The sequence below is a fragment of the Actinomyces sp. HMSC08A09 genome (genome assembly GCF_001807465.1).
In the GTDB taxonomy this organism is placed as follows: Bacteria; Actinomycetota; Actinomycetes; order Actinomycetales; family Actinomycetaceae; genus Actinomyces; species Actinomyces oris.
The window spans coordinates 35,799-52,312 of sequence record NZ_KV789151.1 but is presented as its reverse complement, the minus strand read 5'-3'; the positions used below and the strand labels follow the sequence as shown (position 1 = coordinate 52,312).

General features: G+C 70.0%; 13 protein-coding genes. 8 read left to right on the top strand and 5 right to left on the bottom strand.

Annotated elements, in window-relative coordinates; genetic code table 11:
- Nucleotides 1-2,062: ATP-dependent Clp protease ATP-binding subunit (locus HMPREF3165_RS11040; protein WP_256275294.1), on the top strand; the 2,062-nt coding region annotated here is incomplete at its 5' end.
- A 143-nt stretch (nucleotides 2,063-2,205) separates the two neighbouring features.
- On the opposite strand, the gene HMPREF3165_RS11035 is transcribed toward HMPREF3165_RS11040, so the two are convergent.
- The 3 genes from HMPREF3165_RS11035 to HMPREF3165_RS11025 all read right to left on the bottom strand — a co-directional run bounded on the left by HMPREF3165_RS11035 (nucleotide 2,206) and on the right by HMPREF3165_RS11025 (nucleotide 4,608).
- Entirely contained in the window at nucleotides 2,206-3,237 is a 1,032-nt protein-coding gene (locus HMPREF3165_RS11035) for a DUF3152 domain-containing protein (protein ID WP_070513480.1), read from the bottom strand.
- 154 nt (nucleotides 3,238-3,391) lie between these two features.
- Complete coding sequence (locus HMPREF3165_RS11030; protein WP_256275293.1) at nucleotides 3,392-4,021, bottom strand: RES family NAD+ phosphorylase; 630 nt, start codon at nucleotides 4,019-4,021, stop codon at nucleotides 3,392-3,394.
- On the bottom strand, nucleotides 4,018-4,608 hold the full coding sequence (locus HMPREF3165_RS11025; RefSeq protein WP_070513597.1) for a hypothetical protein: 591 nt from the start codon (nucleotides 4,606-4,608) through the stop codon (nucleotides 4,018-4,020). Before HMPREF3165_RS11025 ends, HMPREF3165_RS11030 begins: the two co-directional genes overlap by 4 nt.
- A 424-nt stretch (nucleotides 4,609-5,032) precedes the next feature.
- On the opposite strand from HMPREF3165_RS11025, the gene HMPREF3165_RS11020 reads away from it, so the two are divergent.
- Nucleotides 5,033-5,836, top strand: a complete 804-nt coding sequence (locus HMPREF3165_RS11020; protein ID WP_256275292.1) for a TetR/AcrR family transcriptional regulator — start codon at nucleotides 5,033-5,035, stop codon at nucleotides 5,834-5,836.
- 157 nt (nucleotides 5,837-5,993) lie between these two features.
- Here the strand turns inward: HMPREF3165_RS11020 and HMPREF3165_RS11015 are convergent, their stop codons facing one another.
- Nucleotides 5,994-6,674, bottom strand: a complete 681-nt coding sequence (locus HMPREF3165_RS11015) for an HAD family hydrolase (RefSeq protein ID WP_070513473.1) — start codon at nucleotides 6,672-6,674, stop codon at nucleotides 5,994-5,996.
- Nucleotides 6,675-6,872: 198 nt separating this feature from the next.
- Here HMPREF3165_RS11015 and HMPREF3165_RS11010 point away from each other — a divergent pair, with 198 nt between their 5' ends.
- Nucleotides 6,873-7,883, top strand: coding sequence for a LacI family DNA-binding transcriptional regulator (locus HMPREF3165_RS11010; protein ID WP_083303303.1), 1,011 nt, complete (start codon nucleotides 6,873-6,875; stop codon nucleotides 7,881-7,883).
- Between the two features lie 266 nt (nucleotides 7,884-8,149).
- On the opposite strand, the gene HMPREF3165_RS11005 is transcribed toward HMPREF3165_RS11010, so the two are convergent.
- Nucleotides 8,150-10,981 carry a GH32 C-terminal domain-containing protein gene (locus HMPREF3165_RS11005; RefSeq protein WP_070513470.1) on the bottom strand — a complete coding sequence of 944 codons (2,832 nt, stop codon included), beginning with the start codon at nucleotides 10,979-10,981 and terminating at the stop codon, nucleotides 8,150-8,152.
- A 244-nt stretch (nucleotides 10,982-11,225) separates the two neighbouring features.
- Here HMPREF3165_RS11005 and HMPREF3165_RS11000 point away from each other — a divergent pair, with 244 nt between their 5' ends.
- The 5 genes from HMPREF3165_RS11000 to HMPREF3165_RS10980 all read left to right on the top strand — a co-directional run bounded on the left by HMPREF3165_RS11000 (nucleotide 11,226) and on the right by HMPREF3165_RS10980 (nucleotide 16,503).
- Nucleotides 11,226-11,522, top strand: a complete 297-nt coding sequence (locus HMPREF3165_RS11000) for a PspC domain-containing protein (protein WP_020992156.1) — start codon at nucleotides 11,226-11,228, stop codon at nucleotides 11,520-11,522.
- A gap of 446 nt (nucleotides 11,523-11,968) precedes the next feature.
- Nucleotides 11,969-14,227, top strand: coding sequence for an NAD(+) synthase (locus HMPREF3165_RS10995; protein ID WP_020992157.1), 2,259 nt, complete (start codon nucleotides 11,969-11,971; stop codon nucleotides 14,225-14,227).
- A 302-nt stretch (nucleotides 14,228-14,529) separates the two neighbouring features.
- Complete coding sequence (locus tag HMPREF3165_RS10990; RefSeq protein WP_040322120.1) at nucleotides 14,530-14,970, top strand: PTS sugar transporter subunit IIA; 441 nt, start codon at nucleotides 14,530-14,532, stop codon at nucleotides 14,968-14,970.
- A complete protein-coding gene (locus HMPREF3165_RS10985; RefSeq protein WP_009407462.1) occupies nucleotides 14,970-15,461 on the top strand; it encodes a PTS sugar transporter subunit IIB in 492 nt (163 codons plus the stop codon). The genes HMPREF3165_RS10990 and HMPREF3165_RS10985 overlap by 1 nt, the downstream gene beginning before the upstream one ends.
- Nucleotides 15,462-15,570: 109 nt before the next feature.
- Nucleotides 15,571-16,503 (top strand): PTS mannose/fructose/sorbose transporter subunit IIC, encoded by a 933-nt coding sequence (locus HMPREF3165_RS10980; protein WP_003788909.1) that lies wholly within the window; start codon nucleotides 15,571-15,573, stop codon nucleotides 16,501-16,503.
- The last annotated feature ends 11 nt before the right edge of the window (nucleotides 16,504-16,514 follow it).

The window sequence follows — 16,514 nt, the reverse complement described above, 5'->3', positions numbered from 1 at the left end:
GAACAACCCCGTCCTCATCGGGGAGCCGGGTGTGGGCAAGACCGCCGTCGTCGAGGGCCTGGCCCAGCGCATCGTGGCCGGTGATGTCCCCGAGTCCCTGCGCGGCAAGCGCCTCATCTCCCTGGACCTGTCCGGGATGGTGGCCGGCGCCAAGTACCGCGGTGAGTTCGAGGAGCGCCTCAAGGCGGTCCTCAAGGAGATCAAGGACTCCGACGGCGAGGTCATCACCTTCATCGATGAGCTGCACACCGTCGTCGGCGCCGGCGGCGGCTCCGAGGGCGCCATGGACGCCGGCAACATGCTCAAGCCCATGCTGGCTCGCGGCGAGCTGCGCATGGTGGGTGCCACCACCCTGGACGAGTACCGCGAGAACATCGAGAAGGACCCCGCCCTGGAGCGCCGCTTCCAGCAGGTCTTCGTCGGTGAGCCCAGCGTCGAGGACACCGTGGCCATCCTGCGCGGCATCGCCCCCAAGTACGAGGCCCACCATCAGGTGACCATCTCCGACGGCGCCCTCGTGGCGGCCGCGACCCTCTCCGACCGCTACATCACCGGTCGCCAGCTGCCCGACAAGGCCATCGACCTGGTCGACGAGGCCGCCTCCCGGCTGCGCATGGAGCTCGACTCCAGCCCCGTCGAGATCGACGAGCTGCGCCGCCGCGTGGACCGCATGCGCATGGAGGAGGCCTATCTGGACGAGTCCATCGAGGACGTCGCCAAGGCCGACCCGGCTGACGTCGACCGCCTGGAGCGCCTGCGCGCCGAGCTGGCCGACGCCTCCGAGGAACTGGCCTCGCTCAACGCCCGCTGGGAGGCCGAGAAGGCCGGCCACAACAGGGTCGGTGAACTGCGCGCCGCCCTGGATGAGATGCGTACCCGCGCCGACCTGGCCGAGCGCGAGGGCAACTTCGAGGAGGCCGGCCGCCTGCGCTACGGCGACATGCCCGCCCTGGAGCGCCAGATCCGCGAGGCCGAGGCCGCCGACGACGCCGCCGAGCAGACCGCCGGCGAGCCGATGATCGCCGAGAAGGTCGGCGCCCCCGAGATCGCCGAGGTCGTGGGCTCCTGGACCGGCATCCCCGTGGGCAAGCTCCTCCAGGGGGAGACCGAGAAGCTCCTGACCATGGAGGACGTCATCGGTGAGCGCCTCATCGGGCAGAAGGCCGCCGTGGCCGCCGTGGCTGACGCGGTGCGCCGCTCGCGGGCCGGCATCTCCGACCCCGACCGCCCTACCGGCTCCTTCCTCTTCCTGGGCCCCACGGGCGTGGGCAAGACCGAGCTGGCCAAGGCCCTGGCCGAGTTCCTCTTCGACGACGAGCGCGCCATCGTGCGCATCGACATGTCCGAGTACTCCGAGAAGCACTCCGTGGCGCGCCTCGTGGGCGCCCCTCCCGGGTACGTCGGCTACGAGGAGGGCGGCCAGCTCACCGAGGCCGTGCGGCGTCGGCCCTACTCCGTGGTCCTGCTCGACGAGGTCGAGAAGGCCCACCCCGAGGTCTTCGACATCCTCCTGCAGGTGCTCGACGACGGCCGCCTCACCGACGGCCAGGGGCGCACGGTCGACTTCCGCAACGTCATCCTCGTGCTCACCTCGAACCTGGGCAGCCAGTTCCTCACCGACCCGCTCACCAGTCCCGAGGAGAAGCGCAACGAGGTCATGAGCGTGGTTCAGGCCTCCTTCAAGCCGGAGTTCCTCAACCGCCTCGACGACATCATCATCTTCGAGGCCCTCTCCAAGGAGGAGCTGGGTGAGATCGTCGAGATCCAGCTGGCGCGCATCGCCAAGCGCCTGACGGATCGGCGCCTGAGCCTGGAGGTCACCGACGCCGCCCGCAGCTGGCTGGCCGACGAGGGCTACGACCCCGCCTACGGGGCCCGGCCGCTGCGCCGCCTCGTCCAGCGCGAGATCGGCGACCGCCTGGCCCGCATGCTGCTGGCCGGGGAGGTCCTCGACGGGCAGAAGGTCGTCGTCGACAAGGTTGACGGCTCCGAGGGGCTCACGCTGCGGGCCGAGGGTGAGGCGCACCTGCCGTCGGCCTCCTCGGCGGCGTCGCCGGCCTGATCCCGGAACCCGACCGAGCCGACCGCCTGGAGCAGAGGCTGTGATAGGCCGGTAACCGGCCAGTGATGGGGGCGGGCCCACCCGAAGTGGTGGGCCCGCCCCCTTCGTGCTGCCAGCGCATGCTGCCGGCGGCGTCGCGCGCCTCAGCCGGGCTGGTTGTCCTGGGTGGGCCAGGCGTTGTACACGCAGCCGCCGGCCAGGTCGTGGCTCTGCTGAGCCATGAGCGGGGCCTTGAGGCCGGCCCCGGCGCAGAACTCGTGCTCGTGACCGAGGAAGTGGCCCACCTCGTGGTTGGTGACATAGGTGCGGTAGGAGTCGACGTCGGGGTAGGTGACGGCGCCCCAGTTCCACCGGTCGGAGTTGATGACCACGTTGTTCCCGTTGCGGCAGCTCCACATGCCGCCGGTGTCCAGCGGTGAGCACAGGGCGTCGGCGCTGGGCGGCGTGGCGATGTTGAAGGTGAAGTCTGCGCTCGCGGGGTCGGCCACCGGCTGGAAGGAGGTGTTCTGCGCGGTGGGCCAGCCGCGCTCGTCATTGAGGATGCGCTCCACGATGGGGGCCGCCGCCGCGGCGTCGACATGTGTGCCGCCCTCGACCCGCAGCACGTAGCGGTAGACGGTGGCGGCCGCGGGGCGGGCGACGGGCACGGCCGGCGCGATGGTCCAGCTGCCGTTGCCGACGGCGCCGGAGTGCGCGAAGCCCTCGGAGTCCAGCTGCGGGGACGGCAGCGCCGAGGCCGACGGCGTCGATGAGGCGGAGGGGGTGGCCGAGGCCGACGGCGAGGCCGCGCGGCTGGCGGACGCCCGAGCGGAGGGCTGGGCCGTGGCCTTGGCCGGGGTTGAGGACTGGCGTGCGGAGGAGCCCAGCGGCAGGGCGAAACCGGGGTGCAGCCCCCAGACCCGTAGTCCGATGACGATCAGGACCAGTGCCACAACGAAGGTCGTGCCGTACAGGAGCCGGTTGCGGGCGCGACGCCGACGTCGCTCCCGGCGGGCGATGGTGAGGGCTCGCCGGCTGGCGGGATCGGGCGCGTCCGACGAAGGGCGCTGCGGGGAGGGCCGGCCCTCAGGGCTGCGTCGGTGCCCGGCGGATGTTCGACGGCGTCCAGATGCCGACGACGAGGCGCGGCCGGGGCGGGAGGGGCGCCGCGGCGGCTGCGGGGTCGAGGGACGCATACGACCATCGTAGGGGCGTGCGCCCGACCAACCCGCCGGGAGGCACCCCTGCGCGCCCAAGGTCACACGCGGCGTCGAGACGTCGTTGGGAGGCCGTGTGATCGGCGTCCAGCAGGCTTCTCGGTGCCTCCGGCCGCGCGCCGCCGGGTGAGCCTCAGACGATCTCGTAGCCGAACTCGGGGGCGAGCGTCTCCAGCAGGGCGTAGAGCGTGGCGTCGGCCAGCGGGGCGGTGTCTCGGGGCAGGGTCGGCAGGCTGTTGCGCGCGGGGGAGAACAGAACTGTCATCTCGCCCCCGGTCATCGTCGAGCGGGCGCGCAGACCGTCGATGTCGGGCAGCTGAATCCGGATGGCTCGCGCCCAGGCTCGGCACGTCGAGCGCAGGGCGCTGTCGAGGCTGACCGAGGCTCCGTTGCGCAGCGCCCAGGTGCTGGTGAGATCGAGCAGACGCAGCGGACGAGTCGCCTCCCAGACCTGCAGAAGAGGCATATCGCTGCGCGTGTCGATGACGCGGGTATCGGCGAAGACCTCCGCGACGCACGTAAGTAGGTCACCGGCGGTGTACAGGACCCCGTGCTCCGGATGCTCCTCCGTCGGCAGCGGGTGCGGATCCCAGCGGCATCGCGGGTGCGGCCCCCAGGTCCGCAGCTCGCCCCACGGCAGGGGGTGAGGGCTGAGCGCGAAGGCGACGCGGGCGAGCTCAGCGTGCTCCACCGTCACGATGTCCTCCGGGCGGGTGTGGAGCGTCGACGGCGGCTGCGAAGGATTCTTCGGTCGGGGACTCACCGGTGGTCCGCATCCGAGAGCTGCTGGACGACCGCCGCCGGGTCCCCGCCGGCGATCAACCACTGCGCGGGTGTCGCCCCGTCGAGCAGCTCGGGATCCGACGTCGTCATCCGCGCCTCGATGGTGGCCGGCGTCAGCCCCTCGCGCAGGGTGGGCACCACCGTTGCCAGGCCCGGGATCGGGCGGCCCTCATGGAACTGCCACGTGGGGAATCTCAGCGACCGCCCCTCGCGGTAGGCGTAGAGGGTGCGCCCGGCCGCGCGGGTGATCGTCGTCGTTGTCCGGCCGAGGAGGGTGGCGACCTGGCGGGTACTCAGAGAGCGCGCCAGCGTGCAGGCCGCCTGGACGGCCTCATGCTGGGCGGTGAGCTGCTCGGCGTACGTGCGATCGGACAGGATGCGCTCCACTGTGCGGGCTGTGGACCTGCTGCGGCTGCGAGGGGTGGTTCGGGCCAGGAAGTCGGTCATGCCGGCGGACACCGGGCCGACGCCGCCCTGCGACGTGCGGGCAGTGGCCTCGCGCATCGCGTCCGCGAGGTCCTCGTCGCTGAGGTCGAGCTGGTCGAGCAGGCCGGCAAGAACAGTCATGGAGTGAGTGTAATGCACTGAGTGTGCATGTGCATGCGTACACGATGCGCCTCGATGGCTCCTGGTGGAGGCTGGTGGCCGGCTGTCAGGGAGGTTCGCGGAATGTATTTGAACCGGAAACAAGAATCTCGTAAGTGTTATGCAACTGTGACCAATGCGGTGCTGCACCGCGAACCTGGATGAAATCACAAAAGAGCCTGGGTGACGACGGGAGGTTGTGGCGGCCAGCAATCCCAGCAGCCCCAACAGACCGCGCGGTCGGGGAACTCTGTGCTGGTAGGAGCTGGTTAATTGTGTGAAAACCGAGACCAAGTCGTCACTCACGTCACGGGGAGGGCACGTGGAGGTCACACTTGAGCGGATTATTCCGATGAGGGCCTTTCTGCCTTGCAATTCCCTTACTGGAAGGTGCCATGATGCCGCCATGAACACTGTCAGTACCCCGACTTCGCCCCAAGCTGCCCCGGCTAGGCGGCGCGGACCCGGGCGCCCCCGAGCGGGCAGCGAGGACAAGCGAGCACGCATCCTCAATGAAGCCGTGGTTCTCTTCGGAGAGCACGGGTATGCCGGCACCTCCCTGGCCGACATCGCCAACGCGGCAGACATTTCCAAGGCCGGACTCCTGCACCACTTCTCCTCCAAGGACGAGCTCTTCTGCAAGGTGCTGGAGCGCCGTGACCGCGAGGACGCCCTGAGCATTCTCGTGGAGTCCCCGGCCGTCGAGGGCGACACCGCTGAGGCACCCGTCGACACCATCGGCAACCTGGACACCCTCGACGTCGCGGGTGCCTCCGACCTGGACGGCAACCCCTGGGCCCTGCTGGAGCGCTACATCGAGCTGCTCGAGCGCAACGTCGCCCACCGGGACCTCACGGCGATCTACACCGCGACGGCGGTCTCGGTCCTTGATGCCGAGCACCCCGCGCACCAGTGGATGGCCAACCACCTCAACAGCGCCGTCGAGCGCTTCGAGTCAAGCTTCGAGGCCGGCAAGACCGCCGGGCTCGTGGACCCGAAGATGCCCTCGCGCCTCGTGGCGCGCAGCCTGGTCGCCCTCATCGATGGCCTCCAGCTGCAGTGGCTGTGCTCGACGACGCCCGGGACGGCCGCTGCGGAGTCCCTGTCCACCGACCTGGTGGCGGAGATCCGCCTCTACGCCGACTGCCTGCGCAGCCAGTGGGAGGTCCAGGAGACCCCGGAGACCCCCCAGCGCCCCAAGGCCGCCTGACGGTCAGAGGCGCCGCGTCGCCCTGGGCTCGGCGCCTCCACGAATCCTCATCAGAATCCCTATCCATCCCATCCGGCTCGGGAACCTCGTGTTCCCGAGCCGGTCCTGTCCTCGGGTACCGGTCGTGAGCGGGTGGCCCGCCTGATTCCGGACCGATTCAGCGGTCCGCCCACAGCAGCAGGTGCGGGGTGATCGAGGCCAGGTCCGGGACGACGACGAGGCCGGGGTCGGCCGGGAAGTGCTTGGTCGTCCCGATCTGCACGACGTGGATCCCGTTGCCCCGGGCCGAGGCCGCCCCCGTGGGGGAGTCCTCGACGACGACGCAGTCCTGGGGGCGCAGGTCGAGGCGCTCGACCGCCGTGGCGTAGGGCAGCGGATCGGGCTTGGCGCCGACGCCGTCGTCACCGGTGACCAGGACGGCGAAGACGTCGCCGAGCGCGGAGGCCACCTTCTCGACGATCGGGCGTGGTGAGGCCGAGACGATTCCCTGGGCCAGCCCCACCTCCGACAGCGCCGAGGTGATCCGCAGCGCCCCGGGCAGCAGGGGAGGGGCGGCGCTCACGGAGGCCTCGACGTCGTGCGCGATCGCCTCGAAGACCTCCTGCGTGGCCGGATCGTCCCAGGAGCGGGTGGCGCCGGTGGCGGCAATGAGCTCGCGGGCCTGACGGATCGAGGCTCCCGTCATCTGGGCGACGAGCTCGGGGCGCGGGTCGCCGCCCAGGGCCTGGCAGTGGTGGATGAATGCCTCGTCCCAGAAGGGCTGGGAGTCCATGAGGGTGCCGTCCATGTCCCACAGGACAGCGCGCACCGTGAAGTTGGGAGTGGGGGAGGTCGTCATGAGAAATAGCCTAACCGGAGGGTGGCGCGGCGCACAGGCGCTGGGCGCGCTGCCTCATGACCCGCCTGCCGGCGCTCGGGGTTATGTGCTGCGCCGTCGTCCTGGCAGACTGCCGTCAGGACGCCAGGTGGTGCACGTGCCGGAACCCAACGGGGTGTGCAGGTGGCGGCGCAGTCGGAGGGGCCGGGAGGAGAGCGGGTGGGCGACACCTACAGGACCACGATGGCGGACGTGGCCAAGGCGGCCGGCGTCTCGCGCACCACGGTGTCCTTCGTGCTCAACAACCGTGACGGGGCTCGTATCCCACCGCAGACCCGTGAGCGCGTCCAGCAGGTGGCTGCCGAGCTCGGGTACCGCCCGCACGGCGGGGCGCGGGCTCTGGCTTCGCGCCGGTCCTCCCTCATCGGCCTGGTCTCCGAGATCGTCACCAGTCCCTTCGCCGCCGCCACGATCCGCGGGATCCAGGACAGCGTCCGGGCCGCCGGCTACACCCTGTTCATCGTGCCGACCTCGACGGAGGCCACCGTGGATGGCGAGCCCTTCGAGACGCTGCTGAAGTCCCGGGTTGAGGGGATCATCTACGCCACCGGCTGGAACTGCCGGGTTCGCATGCCGGCGCAGGCCCGCGAGATCCCCACCGTCCTGGTCCACTGCATCGACCCGGTCTCCGGCCTTCCCTGCGTGCGCCCCGACGAGGAGCAGATGGGACGCCTGGCCGCGCAGGCGCTCTTGGAGGGCCACCACCGCGACATCGGCGTCATCGAGCTCGACCCCAACGACGGTGAGGCCGCCCCGGGGCGGCGCGTCGGCTGCCGGAGCTACCTGGAGCAGGCCGGCATCCCCTGGAGCACCGTTCACGTGGCCGTCGGCCACGGCACCACCCGGGACGGCTACGCGGCCGCCTCCCGCCTCCTGACGGATCACCCCTGGCTGACCGGGCTGGTGTGCGGCAACGACCGCATGGCGATGGGGGCCTATGCCGCGATCCGTGAACAGGGGCTGAGGGTGCGTGAGGACGTGGCCGTCATCGGGATTGACGACCAGGAGCTCATCGCCGACCAGGTCCATCCGGCTCTGACGACGGTTGCGCTGCCCTTCGAGGAGATGGGGCAGGTGGCCGTCTCCCACCTGCTGGCCCTCATGGAGGGCGAGGAGGTGCCCGCTGAGACGCTCCTGCCGGGCACGATCATCCGTCGCTCCTCGGCCTGACGGTGCGTCTCACCGCCTCTGCGGCCGCGTACTGCCCGATGCAGCCGATCCAGTACCGCCTGACGTGGCCGGCCGGGTCCGCGGCCGGGGACATTGTGCGCGTACGGGTGCGGAACCTTCCCGGCGGGGACATGCTGCGCCGTCGGGGACAGGATTCCGGTCCCCGACGGCGTCGAACGTCTCCGGCCGCACCGAAATGTCCCCGACGGCGTTGAATGTCCCCGACCGCAGGGGAAGGTCCCCGGCCGTGAGGGAGGCGCTGCCGCTCAGGAGTGCCGACGGCGCAGGCGCAGCGTGTAGGCGCCGGTCGCGGCGGCGGCAGCACCCAGGGCGCCCAGGGTCAGGGAGGTGCCGGTGCGGGCCAGCGGGAACCGGGCGGAGGCACTCTTGCCTGCCGCAGCGGCGGTGGGGCTCGCCGACGCCGCAGCCGCCTTCGCCTGGCCGCGGGCCGGCCCCTGGACGGCGGGCTTGCCGGCCCCGGGGGAGTCGGGGCCCTCGGCCGGGGCGCCGGCGTCCTGGACGGAACCCAGGTGCCACAGGCTCAGGGAACCCAGATGCGCCGTGCTTCCCTCGGCGTAGAGCGAGACCCCCGTGGCGTCCTGTTCGGGGTAGACGGTCTGGGTGATGACCGGAGTGCCGTCGGCCGCGAAGACCTCCACGGAGTGGGCGTCAACAATGATGCGCAGGTGGAGCTGTCCCTTGCTGTCCGGTGACAACGGCGCGGTGGACCGGGCCGGGAACTTCGGGGAGAAGTCGGTGACCCCGGAGTGGGTGCGGTCGACGACGAGCTGCTTGGCCTGGGAGTCGTAGCCGATGAGCGTGTACTGCTCGCCGTTGTCGAGCACCTTGATACCGGCGAAGGAGGAGGCGCCAGGGCTCAGGTCCACGCTGATGTCCAGGGAGGTGCCCTGAGCGGCCTGGCCGAGGGAGGTGTCGCCCGCAGGGATGTCGGTGTCCTTCCGGGTGAGCTCCTGGCCGGTGCGCAGGGACTCCAGGGCGGTGACGGGCTGAGCGGTCAGGCGTAGCTTGCCGTTCACCCGGGTCAGTCCCATCTCGCGCACCGTGGACATGGCGGTGCGCCAGGTGGTGGTGGGCAGGTCGTGCACGTAGGCCCAGTTGCTCATCCAGCCCACCTGGTAGCGCTTGCCGTTGGGGACGTTGTCCCAGGTGACGGCCGCGTAGTAGTCCTTGCCGTAGTCCAGGCGCGGGACGACGTCGGCCCCGGAGAAGGCCTTCGTGTCCGACTGGAGGATCTGGTCGACCATGAGGTGGCCCCAGTCCTCGGCGTTGCCGTTGTGGTCCTCGATGACGAGCCGGGCCTTGCGGCCCTTGTAGGCCGCCACGTCCATGCTCGTCCACTCCAGGGTCCCGGAGTTGTTGCCGGTGGCGGAGGCGACGACCTTGCCGTCCACGACGAGGTTGACGGAGGTGTTGTCCGCGATGGGGGAGGCCTTCTTGTCCGAGGCGCGCACCTCGTCCAGGAGGATGTGTCCCCAGGGGCCGGTGGCCGTGTCGGTGACGACGATCTGGGCGGACTTGCCCTTGAGATCGCTGACGTCCCAGCTCTGCCAGTTGAGCTCCTCCAGGTTGCGGCCGGTGGCCGAGCGCACCACCTTGCCGTCGACGACCAGCTCGACGACGCTCACCCCGGAGCCCCCGTCGGCGCCGCCCTCGGGGCGCGGGTTGTTGCCGCCGCCCATGAGGAGGTTGAGGTAGGCGGAGTCGATGGTGAAGGTCGGCGAGGTCGCGGTGCCGGTAGTGGCGTCCGAGCCCTGCCCGGTGGCGGCGTCGAGATAGGTGTTGAGCAGCCCGGCGCTGGAGTGGTTGACCAGCGGCTGCTGGCCGGGGGTAGCGCCTTGAGGGGGCGTGGCCCCGAAGGCGTTGCCCTCCACGGTCCAGCCCTCCCAGGAGCCGTCGAAGCCGGCCAGGAGCCTGCCGCCGCCGTTGTCGCCGGTGGCCTGCGGGTTGTAGGGGTGCTTGCCGCCGGCGGTGCGCAGGTTGATGTAGGACGAGGAGACCGTGAACTCATCCGAGGTCAGCGTGCCGGTGTCGGCATCGCCACTGCCGAAGGAGTCCACGTAGGCCTTGCCCTGGTGGCCGGGCAGGTCCCCGGTGGCCGGGCCCGAGCCGAAGGCGGCGCCGTCGGCCTTCCAACCGGCGTAGCCGTTCTCGAAGTCGGCCAGGGTCGTGCCCTCATCGCCGGTGTAGTGGGGAATCTCGTCGGGGGTGAAGGTGGTGCCGTCCCAACTGCCCACGAAGTACTGGGCGGAGTCGGCCACCGTGACCACCAGGACCCATTTGACCTCCTTGGAGCTGCCGTCGACCGGCAGCGGGAAGAAGTCCGGGCACTCCCACACGGCTGAGGTGATGCCCTCCCCGCCGAAGCTGGACTGCTCGGTCCAGTGGATGAGGTCGGGGGAGGAGTAGAAGGAGACCCGGTGCTCGGTGGCGTGGGAGACCACCATGGTCCAGCGTCCGGAGGTCTGGTCCCAGAAGACCTTCGGGTCGCGGAACTCCTTGGAGCCGATGTCCAGGACCGGGTCCCCGTTGTTGTACAGGTTCCAGGTGCGGCCCTTGTCCGTGGAGTAGGCCAGGGACTGGGACTGGTTGCCGCCGACATCGGCCCGCGTCCACACCGCGACCATGGCCGGGTTGTCCGGGCTGCCCAGGCCGGAGGTGTTCTTGGTGTCGATGACCGCCGATCCGGAGAACACCCCGTACTGCGAGGTGTGCGGGATCGCCACCCCCAGCTCCTGCCAGTGGACCAGGTCCTTGGAGACGGCGTGGCCCCAGGACATGTTGCCCCAGTCCGAGCCCTCGGGGTTGTACTGGTAGAACATGTGGTACTCGCCGTCGTAGTAGACGAGTCCGTTGGGGTCGTTCATCCAGTTCTTCTGGGGGGTGTAGTGGCTCTGCGGGCGCCACCGCTCGCCGGACTGGTCGGCCTTCGGCGGCGCCGGTGCAGCTGGTGCGTTCGGTGTGACGGAGGCCGGTCGGGCCTGGCCGGAGGCGGCTGCGGGCATGGAGGTCAGCGTAGAGGCGGCTGCCAGCAGGCAGAAGGCGGTCAGGGCGCTGAGTGCTCGGGTGGTCCGACTCATGTGCTGTCCTCCGGGAAGCGGGCTCGGCGTGAACGAGGGCGGGCGCCGTTGCGGGTCGGGGTGGTGCTCAGGGGCTGCCGCCCCGTTTCCCACGCCGATCCGATAACGCGCGTTAGCGCCGGTAATAAGTTACGCGGCCCCTCGACGTCGGGCAAGCACCCGGGGTCATTCCCGATCAGCATCGGGGACTTCTCAGGGTGCTCCCCGATAGTCGGTGGCGGGCCTCATCGTCCAGACTGTTGCCATGACGCAGCAGCAGTACCCCGGTCAGTTCAGCCAGTCCGCCCGCTCCGAGGGCGGGGGCACCGCCTCCGGTCGGACGGGCGAGTTCTTCCGTTTCCGTGACTCCCTGCCCCGCCGTTCCCGTGAGCACCGCATTCTCGGTGGTGTCTGCGGGGGTCTGGCCGAGGCCTGGAACATGCCGGTGACCGCGGTGCGCGTCGGGGTGATCCTGGCCGGCTTCCTTCCCGGCCCCATGTTCCTGGTCTACGTCGGAGCCTGGTGCCTCATGCTCGACGAGCCCGCCCCCGCCCAGTACTGACTGTTCTCAGCCTGCCCGGGCGGGTCCGAGCCGACTGGCCCGGGCCGTGACAGTCCTCCGGAGACCTTTAGCGCTTCGGTAACACGACCCGTACCAGACTCACGACTACCGACATCGGCCGAGGACGTCGACGTCTTCGGCCTCGTAGAAAGAAAGGTGATGGCTGTCTCTTCGCTCTCCTCAATGCTTCTCTCCTGCCGTCTGTCCATCACTCGTTTTCTCCTGACGCATGCCCGTCCTTGCTGCCATCGGTTCCAGGCGGCGCCTCGGGTCCACGCGTGAGCGATGGGCTGCGCCCGCCTCGCTACCCCCGGTTCCACGGGTGACGCGGCGGGCGCAGTGCGTGGCGGCGCCCATCGGCCGGAGCCTGGAGCAGGCAGCGTTCCCGGCCGTGACACGGGGGCGGCGGCTTCGCGGGAAGGCGCCGTCGATGGGAGGATCGAGCCGTGACCGACACCGTGAATGACGCCGCAACCAACGCCGTGACTGCTCCAGCGACCGACATCGAGTTCCTCTCCGCCTACGACCAGGGCTTCGCCCGCGTCGCCGCCGTCACCCTGCCGGTGGTGCCCGTCGACCCGGCCGCCAACGCCGCCGCCATCATCGAGCAGGCCCGTACCCTGGCCGAGGACGGCGTCTGCCTGGCCGCCTTCCCCGAGCTGTGCCTGACCGGCTACGCCATCGACGACCTCCTGCTGTCCGACGTCCTGCTGTCCGACGTGCTCGCCGCCATCGAGACCCTGCGCGCCGCCAGCGCCGACCTCCTGACCGCCCTCGTCGTCGGCGCCCCCCTGCGCCTGGGCGACCGCCTCTACAACTGCGCCCTGGTCATCCAGGGCGGGCGGGTGCGCGGTGTCGCCCCCAAGTCCTACCTGCCCACTTACCGGGAGTTCTACGAGAAGCGGCACTTCGCCCCCGGCGACGCCCTGCCCGCCGGGGTGGAGAGCATCGAGCTGCCCGGCGTGCACGGCGGTTCCGACGGCGCTGAGAGGACCGAGAGCGCCGACGGCTCTGGTTGTCCTGAAACGGCCGCCCGGGTCCCCTTCGGGGCGAACCTCCTGTTCGAGGTCGAGGACGTCCCCGGCCTGACCTTCCACGTCGAGGTCTGCGAGGACATGTGGGTGCCCGTCCCGCCCTCCTCCGTGGCGGCGCTGGCCGGGGCGACGGTCCTGGTCAACCTCTCCGGCTCGCCCATCACGGTGGGGCGGGCCGAGGACCGTGAGCTGCTGGCCCGCTCCTCCTCGGCCCGGGGGCTGGCCGCCTACGTCTACGCCGCCGCCGGGCAGGGCGAGTCCTCCACGGACCTGGCCTGGGACGGCCAGACCCTCGTCTACGAGAACGGCGAGCTGCTCGGCACCACCGAGCGCTTCCCCGACGGGCCGCGCGCCACCGTCGTCGACGTCGACATCGAAGGCCTGCGCGCCGAGCGCCTGCGCCAGGGGACCTTCGCCGACAACGCCCGCACCCTGAGCTCCCCGGTGGCCGGCGCCCCGGCCTCGGCCGTCACCTTCACCGACCCGGCGGCCTTCCGGCGCATCCGGATCGGCGCCGCCGACCTGGCCGCCCCGCGCACGGACATCGGCCTGCGCCGCCGTGTGGACCGCTTCCCCTTCGTGCCCGACGACCCGGCCCGCCTCGCCCAGGACTGCTACGAGGCCTACAACATCCAGGTGGCCGCCCTCGTCCAGCGCCTGGGGGCCATTGGCAACCCCAAGATCGTCATCGGCGTCAGCGGTGGCCTGGACTCCACCCACGCCCTCATCGTGGCCGCCCGCGCCATGGACCGCCTGGGTCGTCCCCGTTCGGATATCCACGCCATCACCATGCCCGGCTTCGCCACGAGCGCCGGCACGCGCCGCAACGCCGAGGACCTCGCCGTCGGCCTGGGCTGTACCTTCGAGGAGCTCGATATCCGGGCCACCGCCACCCAGATGCTCACCGAGATGGGCCACCCCTACGGCGAGTATGCCCGTACCGGGATCCTGCCCGAGGGAGTCAGCGAGCGGGACCTCTACGACGTCACCTTCGAGAACGTCCAGGCGGGCCTGCGTACCGACTTCCTCTTCCGCATCGCCAACCACCGCGGCGGCATCGTCTTGGGCACCGGGGACCTCTCCGAGCTCGCCCTGGGCTGGTGCACCTTCGGGGTGGGCGACCAGATGGCCCACTACGGCGTCAACGCCGGCATTCCCAAGACCCTCATCCAGCACCTCATCCGCTGGGTGGTCGCCGAGGAGCTGTTCGACGACGCCGTCGGCCGCACGCTGCTGTCCATCCTGGACACCGAGATCAGCCCCGAGCTGGTCCCGGCCGAGGCCGGCGGTGCCATCCAGTCCACCCAGGCCAAGATCGGCCCCTACGCCCTGCAGGACTTCACCCTGTGGCACGTGCTGCGCCGCGGCTCGCGCCCCAGCCGCATCGCCTTCCTGGCGCACAAGGCGTGGGCGGACGCGCAGAGCGGGGACTGGCCCGAGGGGCTGCCGTCGTCGGAGAAGGTGGCCTACGACCTGCCCGAGATCCGGCGCTGGCTCGAGCTGTTCCACCGGCGCTTCTTCACCAACCAGTTCAAGCGCTCCACCCTGCCCAACGGGCCCAAGGTGGTGGCCGGCGGTTCGCTGTCCCCCCGGGGCGACTGGCGCATGCCCTCCGACGCCGCCGCGACCGCCTGGCTGGCCGAGCTTGAGCGCAACGTGCCGCGGGCGTGAGACCCCCGTGAAGAACCGGGACTATTGTCCTATGATGTGAGGCACAACACAATGTGGTTCCTGAGGCTTGCTGTGTTCGGGATTGATTTGAGCAAAACGCATATTTCCGGCGAAAAGTTCCGGTGATGTGATGGTAACGCGCGTTATCAACGTTGGTTTTGTGCGCTTCTGTGTGAAAGTGGTGGGCAACTGAGTGGTGGCGATCACCCTGATCCTTTTTATCGTCGCCATGTCACACACGTTGCTGTTGCCCAGGCCATACGTACCCTCGGCGGCAGCCCGGATGGGAAAGGTCCCCGCCCATGGTCTGCCTGGTCGTAGCCGCGCACGGACACCTGGCTGAAGGTCTTGTCGCCTCCTCGTCGATGATCGTCGGCCCCAGTGACGACGTCGTCGCCGTCACCTTCGATCCCTCCGAGGGCCCCGATGACCTGCTGGCGAAGTACGCCGCCGCGGTCGAGGCCTCCTCCAGCCAGGAGTACCTCATCCTCGTCGACCTCTTCGGCGGCAGCCCCTATAACGCCGCCGCCCGGTTCGCGGCGGGGCGCGACGATGCCGACGTCGTCACCGGCGTCAACCTGCCCATGGTCATCGAGGTCCTGTCCCGACGTCTGACCGGCGCCGGTCTCGCCGAGCTCGTGGAGGCCGCCCGCACCTCCGCCGTCGACGGCGTCAAGGTCCTCTCCGAAGTCTTCACCCCTGCCCCCACCACCACTTCCGACGATGAAGGAGACGAGCTCTGATGGACGTCAAGCTCCTGCGTATTGATTCCCGCCTGGTTCACGGACAGGTCGCCAACAACTGGGCCGGATCCCTGGGCGCCGAGGCCATCCTCGCCGTCTCCGACGGCGCCGCCAACGACGAGCTGCGCAAGACCCTCATGCTGCAGACCGGCGGCGGCAAGGTGAAGGTCCACGTGCTGGGAGTGGAGAAGGCCGCGCGCGTCTACAAGAACCCCAAGTACGAGACCCTCAAGGCCGTCATCGTCGTCGAGACCCCGGCCGACATCGTGCGCCTGCTCGACCTGGGCGTGGAGGCCAAGGAGGTCAACGTCGGCGGCATGACCTTCAAGCAGGGCACCAGCCAGGTCTCCCAGGCCGTCTACGCCAGCCCTGCCGACGTCGAGGCCTTCAAGGAGATCGACTCGCGCGGCATCAAGCAGTACATCCAGCAGGTGCCCTCCACCGCGAGCTCCGACCTCATGGGGGCCCTCAAGGAGAAGGGCCTGCTCTAAGGGCGCGGCCTTCGTCCCCACACCTCCCTCGCACACCTCCATCCCGTCACCCCTCGGTGGCGGGCTCAGCAGGAGTGTGCTGTCAACCCTCACATGAGAGAGACATACCGTGCATGACATCAATCTGATCCAGATCATTCTGGTCACGCTCGTGGCGTTCGTCGCGGGTATGGCCAGCGTCCTGGACGAGCGGCAGTTCCACCGCCCGCTCGTCGCCTGCACCCTGACCGGTATCGCCCTGGGCAACCCCGCCGTCGGCATCATGGTCGGTGGCTCCCTGGAGCTGCTCGCCCTGGGCTGGATGAACGTCGGTGCCGCCATGGCCCCCGACTCCGCCCTGGCGTCCACCGTCTCCACCATCATCGCCGTGGCCTCGGTCGGTGACGCCTCCTCCACCAAGAGCGCCATCGCGGCCGCCATCGGTGTGGCCGTCCCGCTGGCCGTCGCCGGCCAGGCCCTGACGATCTTCGTGCGAACGATCGCCATCTTCTTCGCCCATCAGGCCGACCGCTTCGCCGAGCAGGCCAACTACCGGGGCATCGCCATCATGCACTTCACGGCCCTGGGCCTGCAGGGACTGCGCGTCGCCATCCCGACCGCAGTGGTTGCCGCACTGGCCTCGGGTGACACGGTCAAGCACGCCCTCGACGCCATTCCGAAGGTCATCACCGAGGGCCTGGGCATCGCCGGAGGCTTCATCGTCGTCGTCGGTTACGCCATGGTCATCAACATGATGAAGGCGCGCAAGCTCATGCCCTTCTTCTTCCTGGGCTTCATCTTCGCCACCTTCGCCACCACCGTGGGCGGCTCGGCCTCGGTCAGCGACCACAGCAAGGGCATCGACAAGTGGGTCATCGACCTCGCTCCCAACGGCGCCACCCTCGTGGCGCTGGGCATTCTGGGGGCCTGCCTGGCCGTCATCTACGTCCAGCTCAACCCCGAGTTCCACGACTCCGTGCGTCTGCCCGCCGCCGCCTCCCCCGCAGCCAGCGGCGGCTCCAGCAGCGACCTGGATGACGACCTCGACGACGAGCTCGACTGAGCTGGAAGAAG

Coding starts and splice junctions, on each gene's coding strand:
- HMPREF3165_RS11025 (WP_070513597.1), bottom strand. CDS start 4,608: ATGACTGTTCTTGCCGGCCTGCTCGACCAGCTCGACCTCAGCGACGAG.
- HMPREF3165_RS11000 (WP_020992156.1), top strand. CDS start 11,226: ATGACGCAGCAGCAGTACCCCGGTCAGTTCAGCCAGTCCGCCCGCTCC.
- HMPREF3165_RS10990 (WP_040322120.1), top strand. CDS start 14,530: ATGGTCTGCCTGGTCGTAGCCGCGCACGGACACCTGGCTGAAGGTCTT.
- HMPREF3165_RS11035 (WP_070513480.1), bottom strand. CDS start 3,237: ATGCGTCCCTCGACCCCGCAGCCGCCGCGGCGCCCCTCCCGCCCCGGC.
- HMPREF3165_RS11015 (WP_070513473.1), bottom strand. CDS start 6,674: ATGACGACCTCCCCCACTCCCAACTTCACGGTGCGCGCTGTCCTGTGG.
- HMPREF3165_RS10985 (WP_009407462.1), top strand. CDS start 14,970: ATGGACGTCAAGCTCCTGCGTATTGATTCCCGCCTGGTTCACGGACAG.
- HMPREF3165_RS11020 (WP_256275292.1), top strand. CDS start 5,033: ATGAACACTGTCAGTACCCCGACTTCGCCCCAAGCTGCCCCGGCTAGG.
- HMPREF3165_RS11005 (WP_070513470.1), bottom strand. CDS start 10,981: ATGAGTCGGACCACCCGAGCACTCAGCGCCCTGACCGCCTTCTGCCTG.